The organism is Pseudomonas sp. QTF5 (assembly GCF_000512695.2).
In the GTDB taxonomy this organism is placed as follows: Bacteria; Pseudomonadota; Gammaproteobacteria; order Pseudomonadales; family Pseudomonadaceae; genus Aquipseudomonas.
The window spans coordinates 1-11,286 of the sequence record NZ_AZRW02000069.1; the positions used below are offsets into that span (position 1 = coordinate 1).

Below are 11,286 nucleotides of genomic sequence, written 5' to 3' on the forward strand. Positions count from 1 at the left end.
GTGGGGTTTCCCCATGTGAGAGTAGGTCATCGTCAAGATTAAATTCCGAAACCCCTATCTGCGCATACAGGTAGGGGTTTTGTTTGTCCTCGAAAAAAATATCCTAAGACTGGTTCAGATGTAATGGTCTGATGGATGCTCGCCAATGGTTAAGCCATTGCAGGGTGTAGATTGAAGTGAGTGCGTTTCTACGGTGACGCATTTATTCTGTGAGGCGAGTAGGCTTTTCTCATTTATTTTGTGAATCCCAACCGGCGGACTCACAAAAGAGATGATTTTCTACCAGCGTTTGCTGGGGCTTCCGAATCATCTATTCTGTGACCCTACCTCCAGCAGGACCGCTAAAATAAAAAAGGCCAACGTTTATCGTTGGCCTTTTTTATTGATCGTCGAAACGTGGTCATTCGCTAGCGTTGGCCACGCTCTCAAGCCGATACCCATACCCGTAAATCGTCAGCAGTTGCCAACCGCGATCAGCCGTCAGGCCCAGCTTGTTACGCAGGCGATAAATATGGGTGTCCAGCGGGCGGGAGGACACCACTTCTTCATGGGTCCAAAAGCGTTCATACAAGTATTCACGGGACAAAGGTCGGCCCAGATTGGCGAACAGGCAACGGGCGAGACGGTATTCCCGTTCGGTCAGGCTGATGGGGGTGGAGGCGCGGGTGACGGTGAGTTCGGCGTCGTCGAATTCAAGGTCATTGAAAGTCAGTATTTCGGTGGCTGCCGCGCGTTGCAGTCCATGCCGGCGAAGCACCGCGTTGACCCGAGCCATCAGCTCGTTGGGACGAAACGGTTTGCTCACGTAATCATCGGCTCCGGCGTTCAATGCCTGGACGATATCGCTTTCGGTATCGCGACTGGTGAGCATGATTGCGGCGGGTGGTGCGTCCATGTGTTCACGGGTCCAGCGCAACAATGACAGACCGCTTACATCGGGCAGTTGCCAATCGAGGATCAGCAGATCGAAGGTCTCCCGTCGAAGTTGCCGAAGCAAATCCTCTCCTCGCTCGAAACTGTGCAACGTCCACGCCCGCTCTCCCGTTGCGGGGATCTGTCGCAGTGTCTGTTCTACCCGGCGGAGTTCGGCGGGTTCGTCATCCAGTATTGCGACACGCATGCCGAGTGTTTCCTTCATCTCGTAAATGCAAAGGTTTAAGAAAAATCCTACGGTAGTTCAGGCTGATTGATTGAATCTGAAGTGGGAAGTTCCCAAGTGTCGCGAACGCTGAGTGTTTTAGTGTTTGCCAATTCTGAACAAATATTGAGAATCAGCTCGCAGCTTCCTTATGCCGGTAAATTCGTTCGCGCTGAGCGGCACAGGGGCATTGGGATGTGCTCCGACGCAGGGAGCGTCAACCAACCTGGCGGGACCGTCGATTGCCGGTTTTCGGCGGTCTCCAGTTAAGGGGAAAACACAAGGAGTGCCTGCTCGGTTCCGACACAGGGATGTGTCATCTCATGTCCTTTGTTCCCATGGCTATCTGCCAGAGCGTCCGCTCAGGTATCGTGCGCCAGCGCGTGCGTTTCCCGGCATGATTTCTACAAGAGCATAAAAAGCAATCCATGAACCCCATGACCTTATTGCTCCCACGCCGTTCTGGTGTCTGTCTTTTATTGGTTGCCGGCCTGATGGGATTGCTCACCCAAAGTGCATTAGCGGCTGGCGCCTCGGCAAAACGCCTGCCTTATATCGATGAAAACCAACAATGCCGTGGTCAACCGCTGCCGGCGACTGTCGAGCATCTGACCGGCGAAGCCTGGAAGCTGGACGCCAAAGGCAAGCAGACGCCACTGCAGGAAGGTATGTCGATCGACGAGCAGGAGGGCGTCAAGACCTCGCCCTCGGCATTTGTCAGCCTGTCTCTGGGTGATGGCTCGCGGGTGGTGTTGCCCTCTAGTTCCCATATCACCCTGCATCTCAATGAGGAACATTCGATCCCTCAGGTCATTCTTGAGCAGGGGCAGGTCGAGTCGTACGTGATCAAACGTGCCAGCGCCCATGATCGTTTTCGGATCGTCACACCAGTCGGTGTACTGGGCGTACGGGCCACGCGTTATCGGGCGCAAGTGGCCACCGACGCTGCCTTTCTAGACATCAAGCAAGAGCAGTTTTCCAGCACGCCAGAGGTCAAATTCAGCGGGCTGAAAGCGTTTTTCTACCATGTTCGCCTGTCGGCCTATGACGCTCAGGGGTTAGAGGGAGAGACCGGGGTGTATGACATTTTCTATTACCCCAGGACCACCCGTGTCCAATAGCGCCCTGGCCGACGACCGATGAAGAGACGGCCAAGGAAGGATGGCCGCGAGCCGACCCAGGCTCAGCGGTTGTTTCAGCGGATGGTCCGCGAGTGGCTGTGGGTCTGTCTGATCCTGTTGCCGCTGACGGCGATGCTGTCCATGAATCAGGGGCTGGCCCTGAGCAATCTGCTGTATGACAACCTGCGCCGGCTGAGCCCTCTGCCGGTGGACCCGCGAATACTCATCGTCACGATCGATGACTACAGCTTGCAGCAGCTTGGCCAATGGCCGTGGTCGCGGGCCATGCACGCGCAACTGCTGGATCGGCTCAGCGCCGCGAACGTTAAAGGCGTTCTTTTCGACGTAATCTTCAGCGAGCCCGATAGCCATGCCGACAACGATCAGCTTTTGGCCCAGGCGACCTGTCGAGCCGGGAATGTTTTTGTGCCGCTGCTGCGCGAAGGCGTCGCGCGTTATGGGCAGCCCTTGGGGGAAATTGAACCGGTGACTCCGCTGAGCCATTGCGCCAAAGGCATCGGGCACATCAATGCCGAAGCGGATGCCGACGGAATTGTACGCAGCGTGTATTTAAACGAAGGACCGGCGCAAAACCCCCGTCCGCAACTGGCCTGGCTGCTGTACGAAGAAACCCTTGCCGACAAGGGAAATGCCCCGATGCCTGGCACCCCGGCCCTGCCATCGGCGCAAGGCTGGCAGCGAGCCCACGAAATACGGATTCCTTTCATCCATTCCGATGCAGGCTTTCCCACTGTGCCCTACGTCAGCGTACTGCGCGGCGAAGTCCCGTCAGAGTTGCTGCGCGATCGCTTGATCCTGATCGGCTCGACCGCTCCAGGCCTGGGCGACCGCTACGTGACACCGCAATCGGCCAGCATCGGCACCACACCGGGGATCGAGATTCAGGCGAATATCCTCAACGGGCTGCTGCAACAGCGCAACATCGTGGTGCTCGATCAGCGCTTGGCGGCGTTGCTATCGGTGGTAATTGTCGGTGAGTTGCTGGGCCTGCTGTTGGTGCGTCCGCGTCGCGCCCTATGGCTGACTCTGGGTGCAATGACGGCCGCTCTACTGGGTTCGGGTGTACTGTTGCGGCTTGGTTGGTGGTGGTCACCGGCCGCGAGCCTGCTAGGGATGATGCTGGGCTACCTGATCTGGAATTGGCGAAGGCTGAACGCGGTGCTCGCCTATTTCGGCTGGGAACTGGCGCGCCTGGACAGCGAGCCAAAAGTCTTTCCCGAACGTCGTCGCACCCAGGCCCCGGCCGGCGATGTCCTGCAAGGGCAAATCGTCGCGCTGGAGCAAGCCATGAGCCGGACCCGCGACACCCGACGTTTCATTGCCGATGGACTTGAATACCTGCCGGTGGCGACGCTGATCAGCGATCCGCATGGACGCATTCTGCTGGCCAACCGCAAGGCTCGAGAGGTATTTGGTCGTGGCTTGGTGGGCGAGGACATGCTCGAGCAACTGAGCGACCTGGGTTACCCGGTGTCGTCCGACGGAACGCCATCTGCATTGTCGACCCTGGAGCCGCTGGAGTTTCGTGACACCCAGGCACGCAGCCTGCGTCTGGACCTGGAGCCGCTATTACCAGCCGAAGGAGACTCCGTGATTGGCTGGCTACTGAGCCTCACTGACTTGAGCGTCGAGCGGGATGCCGAAGAACAGCGAGCCGTGTTGCTGCGCTTTTTATCTCATGACCTCAGAGCTCCTCACTCTGCGATTCTGGCCTTGCTCGATGTTCAGCGGCATCAGGTGTCCGGTGACACTCAAGTGTTCAGCCAGATCGAGTTACAAGTGCGTAAGGCGCTGAACCTGACCGAGGCTTTTGTGCAGTTGGCAAAAGCCGAGTCCGAGGCCTATCAGTTTCAGCCGAGTATGTTCGCGATGTTGTTGCTCGATACCTTCGACCAGGCCTCGAGCATCGCTCATCTTAAGAACATTCAGTTGCTGCATGACCTCGACGAAGACGCTGAAGCGCTGGTCCTGGCCGATCAAGCGCTACTGACACGGGCACTGTTCAACCTGTTGGAAAACGCCATCAAGTACAGTCCGGCGGGCTCGCGGATCTTTGTGCGGGTGAGTTGTGCCGAGGGCTGGCTACTGTGCGAAATCGTCGATCAGGGCCGAGGTATTGCTGTCGATGAACTTCCTGAGTTGTTCAGTCAGTATCGGCGTTTTACTTCGGCTCACGGCAGCGACGGTCTGGGGCTGGGTTTGTCCATGGTCAAGGCTGTGGTGGACCGTCATGGCGGGAGGATTTCCTGTCTTAGCGTGGTGGGGCAAGGCACGACGTTCAGTGTCCAGTTACCGCTATTGAGCGAGTGAGCCAGATGCTTTCAACGGGCATAAAAAAACCGGCTATATCAGCCGGTTTTTTTACGTCCGAAATAAACTTATGCACCTTTTTCGACGTTTTATTTGTTTAAGAAATATGTATGTAAATCATAAGCTTAAAAACTAAAAACGACGTTTTTCAACAAAACGGTACACAGGTTATCCACAGAATCTCAGACAGTCACTTGATCGGTGGCGTTGGGTGCCGCCGGGGCTGCTGGCAGCGAACCCATCTCGCGCTGCATCCGTTCGTTCCAGGCTTGCACCCGATCATTCAGGTCGGCAATGGCTCGCGGCCCGCTTCCCTCGGCGTACATCGGTGCGCCAATGATCACGGTGATCACGCCTTGCTTCTTTGCCCAACCGGTTTTTGGCCAGAACTTGCCGGCATTGTGCGCAATCGGCAGTACCGGTAATGACGCATTGACGGCCAACGCGGTGCCACCGCGGGAGAATTTGCCGATGGTGCCATAGGGGATGCGAGTCCCTTCCGGGAAGATCAGTACCCAGACATTGTCCTTGAGCAGCTCATCGCCTTTCTTCGCCACATGCTTGAGTGCAGCTTTCGGGTTGCCACGGTCAATGGCGATCGGCCGGAGCATCGCCATGGCCCAGCCGAAGAACGGAACGTAGAGCAGTTCGCGCTTGAGCACCTGACTCAGCGGCTCGAAGTACGCCGAGAGAAAGAAAGTCTCCCAGGTGCTCTGGTGGTTCGACTGAATCACGCAGGGCTGGTCAGGCACGTTCTCGGCACCCTTCACTTCGTAACGGATACCCAGAAAGACTTTACTCAGCCACAAGGCGCAGCGGCACCAGTACACGTTGATAAAGCGATAGCGCGCCTTGAATGGCAGAAACGGCGCGATAAAAAAGCTCAGGGTGCACCAGAGCAAAGAGCTGGTGCCCAGCAGCAGGTAAAAGAGGAAAGTTCTGATGGCCTGCAGTATCGACATGGCGACATTTACCGTTGCGGGCATTGCCCGCCTATTCAAGCGCACTCCCGATCAGTCCTTGCAGGATGTCAGAAGAGCCTTAGTTGTGGATAAGTTCCGCGGCAATCGCCGCCAGATCGTCAAAAATCAAGGTGCCCGCCGGTAGGGTCAAGCCCTGCGTCTTTTCGCCTTTCCCGGTCTTTACCAAAACTGGCTGAGAGTCGACGGCTCTGGCGGCTTCCAGGTCACCGAGAGTATCGCCGACGAACCATAGATTCGTCAGCGAAACGTTGTAATGCGCGGCGATGGTTTTCAACATCCCGGGTTTTGGCTTGCGGCAATCGCAGCCATCGTCTGGCCCATGCGGGCAATAGACGATCAGCCCGACTTCGCCGCCCTGCTCCGCCACGAGCTCGCGCAAGCGAGCGTGCATGGCATCCAGGGTGGCGATGTCGTAATAGCCGCGAGCGATGCCCGACTGGTTGGTAGCGACCGCCACCGTCCAGCCGGCCTTGCTCAACTGCGCGATCGCTTCGATCGAACCGGGGAGCGGAATCCACTCCTCCACCGACTTGATGTACGCGTCGGAGTCGTAATTGATCACTCCGTCCCGATCGAGAATCAGCAGTTTCAACAGCAGCCCCTTAGCCCAGCAGCGAAATGTCAGCGACGCCGAGGAACAAACCACGCAGACGCGCCAGCAGCGCATAGCGGTTGGCTCGCACCTTGGCATCTTCGGCGTTGACCATCACCGCTTCGAAGAACGCATCCACCGGCTCGCGCAAGGCGGCCAGACGTGCCAGCGATTCGCTGTACTGACGAGCAGCGGCCATTGGCTGAACAGCCTGGTCAGCCTGCTGGATTGCCGAATACAGCGAGAACTCGTTGGCGTTGTCGAAGTACTTGGCTTCAACGACCGTCGGCACGGAACCTTCGACCTTGCTCAGCAAGTTCGAAACGCGCTTGTTCACGGCGGCCAGGGCAGCGGCTTCCGGCAATTTGCGGAACGCTTCTACCGCTTGTACGCGCTGGTCGAAGTCCAGGGCGGACCCTGGTTTCAGGGCACGTACCGACAGGTAGGTCGCAACATCAACGCCTTCGTCTTCGTAACGGGCACGCAGACGGTCGAAGATGAATTCCAGCACGGCGTCGTTAAGGCCGGCAGCCTTGATCTTGGTACCGAACGCATTTACGGCAAACGCCACGGCGTCGTTCAGATCGAGGTCGAGCTTTTTGTCGATCAGGATGCGCAATACACCCAGCGCTGCACGGCGCAGGGCATACGGGTCTTTGCTACCGGTTGGCAGCATGCCGATGCCGAAAATACCCACCAGCGTGTCGAGCTTGTCGGCGATGGCCACGGCCGCACCGGTCAGGGTGGTCGGCAGTTCAGCGCCGGCACCGCGCGGCATGTACTGCTCGTTCAATGCCAGGGCGACGTCTTGCGGCTCGCCGTCGTTGAGGGCGTAGTAGTAACCGGCGACACCTTGCATCTCCGGGAACTCACCGACCATCTCGGTCGCCAGGTCGCATTTGGACAGCAGGCCTGCACGTGCCGCCCAGGAAGCGTTGCCGCCGATGCGAGCGGCAATGTACGCCGCCAGTTTCGACACGCGTTCGGCCTTGTCGTAGACGCTGCCGAGTTTTTCCTGGAACACCACGTTCTGCAGACGCAGGTTGAAGTCTTCGAGTTTTTGCTTCTTGTCTTGCTTGAAGAAGAACTCGGCGTCGGTCAGGCGTGGGCGAACGACTTTCTCGTTACCGGCGATGATCTGCTGCGGGTCTTTGCTTTCGATGTTGGCCACGGTTATGAAACGAGGCAGCAACTTGCCGTCGGCATCCAGCAGGCAGAAATACTTCTGGTTGTCCTGCATGGTGGTGATCAGCGCTTCTTGCGGCACGTCGAGGAAACGTTCTTCGAACGAGCACACCAGCGGCACCGGCCATTCAACCAGCGCGGTCACTTCGTCGAGCAGGCTTGGCGGCACGATGGCCGTACCTTCCTGCAGCGTCGCCAGTTCTTCGGTGCGCTTGCTGATCAGCTCACGACGCTCGTTGGCGTCGGCCAGCACATAGGCAGCACGCAGATCGCTCAGGTAGTTGGCCGGCGAGGTGATGCGCACGCTTTCAGGATGGTGGAAGCGGTGACCACGGGAATCGCGGCCGGACTTTTGCGCGAGGATGGTGCAGTCGATGACCTGGTCACCGAGCAACATCACCAGCCACTGGGTCGGACGAACGAATTCTTCTTTGCGAGCACCCCAGCGCATGCGCTTGGGGATAGGCAGGTCGTTCAGGGAATCTTCGACGATGGTTGGCATCAGGCTCGCGGTCGGCTTGCCGGCGATGCTTTGGCTGTAGCGCAGTTTCGGCCCGCTCTGATCGATCTCGCTCAAGTCGACGCCGCACTTCTTGGCGAAGCCCAGGGCTGCTTGAGTCGGGTTGCCTTCGGCATCGAACGCGGCCTGACGCGGCGGGCCATCGAGGTTGATGCTGCGATCCGGCTGCTGGGTCGCCAGCGCGGTAATCAGCACGGCCAGACGACGTGGCGCGGCGTAGACGGTTTTGGTCTCGTAGTTCAGGCCGGCAGCTTGCAGACCTTTGTCGATACCGGCCATAAACGCTTCGGCCAGGGTGTTCAGGGCTTTGGGTGGCAGTTCTTCGGTGCCCAGTTCAACCAGAAAATCTTGAGCACTCATTGTGCAGCCTCCAGCTTGGCCAGTACTTCATCACGCAGGTCCGGGGTCGCCATCGGGAAGCCCAGCTTGGCGCGAGCCAGCAGGTAGGCTTGCGCAACGGAACGTGCCAGGGTGCGTACACGCAGAATGTATTGCTGACGCGCGGTCACCGAGATCGCCCGGCGCGCATCCAGCAGGTTGAAGGTGTGGGACGCCTTCAACACCATTTCGTAGCTCGGCAACGGCAACGGCTGATCGAGTTCGATCAGGCGCTTGGCTTCGCTTTCGTAGAAGTCGAACAACTCGAACAGCTTCTCGACGTTGGCGTGTTCGAAGTTGTAGGTCGACTGCTCCACTTCGTTCTGGTGGAACACATCGCCATAGGTCACCTTGCCGAACGGACCGTCAGCCCAGACCAGGTCGTAGACCGAGTCCACGCCTTGCAGGTACATGGCCAGACGCTCCAGACCGTAAGTGATCTCGCCGGTCACCGGGTAGCACTCGATGCCGCCCGCTTGCTGGAAGTAAGTGAACTGCGTTACTTCCATGCCATTGAGCCAGACTTCCCAGCCCAGACCCCAGGCACCCAGCGTTGGCGACTCCCAGTTGTCTTCGACGAAACGGATGTCGTGCACCAGCGGGTCGAGACCGACGTGCTTGAGGGAGCCCAGGTACAGTTCCTGGAAGTTGTCCGGGTTCGGCTTCAGGACTACCTGGAACTGGTAGTAGTGCTGCAGACGGTTCGGGTTTTCGCCGTAGCGGCCGTCAGTCGGGCGACGACTGGGCTGCACATAAGCGGCGTTCCAGGTTTCCGGGCCAATGGCGCGCAGGAACGTGGCAGTGTGGAAAGTGCCGGCGCCTACTTCCATATCGTAGGGCTGAAGTACCACACAACCTTGCTCGGCCCAGTATTGCTGGAGGGCGAGGATCAAGTCTTGGAAGGTACGCACGGCTGGCGTAGGCTGGCTCACGAAATTCACCTGTTTCTTGGGCTGCGATTTAAAGAGCGGGAGTATACCCGATTCGGTCCTGCGCACGCCCCCTGGAGCCTTATGCCACGCTGCTTTTGGTGTACCGAAGATCCGCTGTACATGGCTTATCACGATCAGGAGTGGGGCACGCCGCTACGCGATGCGCAGGGTTTGTTCGAGTTGCTTTTGCTCGAAGGGTTCCAGGCCGGGCTTTCCTGGATCACCGTGTTGCGCAAACGAGAGCGCTATCGCGAGGTGCTGTTCGGCTTCGACGTACAGCGCGTGGCACAGATGAGCGACGCGGAAATCGATGAATTGATGCTCGATCCGGGGATCATCCGCAATCGCCTCAAGCTCAACGCGGCTCGGCGCAATGCCCAGGCCTGGCTGGCGCTGAAGGACCCGGTGGGGTTTCTCTGGTCGTTCGTCGGCGGAGCGCCGGTGATCAATCATTTCAAGGATCGCAGTGAAGTGCCGGCCGTGACACCGGTCGCCGTCGAGATGAGCAAAGGCCTGAAAAAAGCCGGCTTCACGTTCGTCGGCCCGACCATTTGTTACGCGTTGATGCAGGCCTCGGGCATGGTCATGGACCACACTCGGGATTGCGATCGCTACGCCACCTTGGCGAACCGCGGTTAGAATAGCCGCCTCGCGCACAGCACAAGATCAGGAGTGACCCTGTGGATAAGTTTAAAGGCGCCTTGCTGGTAGGCGCTCTGCGGTTGTTTGCCCTGCTGCCGTGGCGGGCAGTACAGGCGGTGGGTTCGGCGATTGGCTGGGTGATGTGGAAAACCCCCAACCGTTCCCGCGACGTGGTGCGGATCAACCTCGCCAAGTGCTTTCCGCAGATGGACCCTGCCGAGCGCGAGCGTCTGGTGGGCCAAAGTCTGAAAGACATTGGCAAGTCCCTGACCGAAAGCGCTTGCGCGTGGATCTGGCCGGCCCAGCGTTCCATTGATCTGGTGCGCGAAGTCGAAGGTCTCGATGTGCTCAAGGATGCCCTCGCCTCCGGCAAAGGCGTGGTCGGCATCACCAGCCACCTGGGCAACTGGGAAGTGTTGAACCACTTCTATTGCAGCCAGTGCAAACCGATCATTTTCTACCGGCCGCCAAAATTGAAGGCGGTGGATGAACTGCTGCAAAAGCAAAGGGTGCAACTGGGCAACAAGGTTGCCGCTTCCACCAAAGAAGGCATTCTCAGCGTGATCAAGGAAGTGCGCAAAGGTGGTGCAGTGGGCATTCCCGCTGACCCGGAACCGGCCGAATCCGCCGGGATTTTCGTGCCATTCTTCGCCACCCAGGCACTCACCAGCAAGTTCGTGCCGAACATGCTCGCCGGTGGAAAAGCCGTCGGCGTGTTCCTGCATGCCCTGCGGTTGCCGGATGGTTCGGGCTACAAGGTGATCCTGGAAGCTGCGCCCGAGGCCATGTACAGCACCGATACCGCAACGTCCTGCGCGGCCATGAGCCAGGTCGTCGAGCGCTATGTGCGGGCCTATCCGAGCCAGTACATGTGGAGCATGAAGCGCTTCAAGAAGCGTCCGCCGGGCGAAGAACGCTGGTATTGAGACGCTGGATGATCTAAGGCTGTAGTCCCTTGTGGGAGCGGGCTTGCTCGCGAAGACGGTGTGGCAGTCGACATCATCTTCGCTGGCACTCCGCTTTCGCGAGCAAGCCCGCTCCCACAGGGTTTCGTGTCAGATCTGACGCTCAAGCTTTTTCAGAAACACCGTCATCTCCTTCTCGGCCTGCTTGTCGCCGTGGTTGCGGGCAGCTTCCAGGCCCTGTTCCCAGGCCTGGCGCGCCGCCGCGTAATCCGCCAGCGCCAGATGGGCCTTGCCCAATAGCTTCCAGGCCGCCGAATACTTCGGATCGAACTCGACGCAGCGCTGGAAATGCTCTGCGGCTTTGGCATTTTCACCAAGATCCAGATAACCCTTGCCCAGGCCGAAGCGCAGCAGCGAGTTGTCCACACCCTTGGCGAGCATTTTTTCCAGGGATTCGATCATCGGTGCTTCCTCAGTCAGTGATCGTTCCCACGCTCCGCGTCACTAGTGTCCGGTAAAAACCGAAGGGGGAGCTTGCTCCCCCTTACTGTTGGCGGCC

Annotated in this window: 10 protein-coding genes; 4 read left to right on the forward strand and 6 right to left on the reverse strand. The window is 58.6% G+C overall.

Features of this window, described 5'->3' with window-relative positions:
- Positions 1-400: 400 nt before the first annotated feature.
- On the reverse strand, positions 401-1,120 hold the full coding sequence (locus IC37_RS28295) for a response regulator transcription factor (protein ID WP_030129941.1): 720 nt from the start codon (positions 1,118-1,120) through the stop codon (positions 401-403).
- A 446-nt stretch (positions 1,121-1,566) separates the two neighbouring features.
- Between IC37_RS28295 and IC37_RS28300 the strand changes: the two genes are divergently transcribed.
- On the forward strand, positions 1,567-2,259 hold the full coding sequence (locus IC37_RS28300; RefSeq protein WP_033864891.1) for a FecR domain-containing protein: 693 nt from the start codon (positions 1,567-1,569) through the stop codon (positions 2,257-2,259).
- Between the two features lie 18 nt (positions 2,260-2,277).
- Entirely contained in the window at positions 2,278-4,590 is a 2,313-nt protein-coding gene (locus tag IC37_RS28305; RefSeq protein ID WP_030129939.1) for a CHASE2 domain-containing protein, read from the forward strand.
- 182 nt (positions 4,591-4,772) lie between these two features.
- Here the strand turns inward: IC37_RS28305 and IC37_RS28310 are convergent, their stop codons facing one another.
- From IC37_RS28310 to glyQ, 4 genes are all read right to left on the reverse strand, one after another.
- Positions 4,773-5,552: a 1-acyl-sn-glycerol-3-phosphate acyltransferase gene (locus tag IC37_RS28310; RefSeq protein WP_030129938.1), complete on the reverse strand. Its 780-nt coding sequence runs from the start codon at positions 5,550-5,552 to the stop codon at positions 4,773-4,775.
- 79 nt (positions 5,553-5,631) lie between these two features.
- A complete protein-coding gene (gmhB, locus tag IC37_RS28315; RefSeq protein ID WP_177409434.1) occupies positions 5,632-6,171 on the reverse strand; it encodes a D-glycero-beta-D-manno-heptose 1,7-bisphosphate 7-phosphatase in 540 nt (179 codons plus the stop codon).
- A gap of 4 nt (positions 6,172-6,175) precedes the next feature.
- Entirely contained in the window at positions 6,176-8,230 is a 2,055-nt protein-coding gene (gene glyS / locus IC37_RS28320; RefSeq protein ID WP_030129936.1) for a glycine--tRNA ligase subunit beta, read from the reverse strand.
- Positions 8,227-9,180 (reverse strand): glycine--tRNA ligase subunit alpha, encoded by a 954-nt coding sequence (gene glyQ / locus IC37_RS28325; protein WP_003213601.1) that lies wholly within the window; start codon positions 9,178-9,180, stop codon positions 8,227-8,229. The genes glyS and glyQ overlap by 4 nt, the downstream gene beginning before the upstream one ends.
- Before the next feature lie 81 nt (positions 9,181-9,261).
- Between glyQ and IC37_RS28330 the strand changes: the two genes are divergently transcribed.
- Both IC37_RS28330 and IC37_RS28335 read left to right on the forward strand, forming a co-directional pair.
- Positions 9,262-9,819, forward strand: a complete 558-nt coding sequence (locus IC37_RS28330; RefSeq protein ID WP_030129935.1) for a DNA-3-methyladenine glycosylase I — start codon at positions 9,262-9,264, stop codon at positions 9,817-9,819.
- A 41-nt stretch (positions 9,820-9,860) separates the two neighbouring features.
- On the forward strand, positions 9,861-10,748 hold the full coding sequence (locus IC37_RS28335) for a lysophospholipid acyltransferase (protein WP_030129934.1): 888 nt from the start codon (positions 9,861-9,863) through the stop codon (positions 10,746-10,748).
- Between the two features lie 129 nt (positions 10,749-10,877).
- Here the strand turns inward: IC37_RS28335 and IC37_RS28340 are convergent, their stop codons facing one another.
- Entirely contained in the window at positions 10,878-11,189 is a 312-nt protein-coding gene (locus IC37_RS28340; protein ID WP_030129933.1) for a tetratricopeptide repeat protein, read from the reverse strand.
- Between the last annotated feature and the right edge of the window lie 97 nt (positions 11,190-11,286).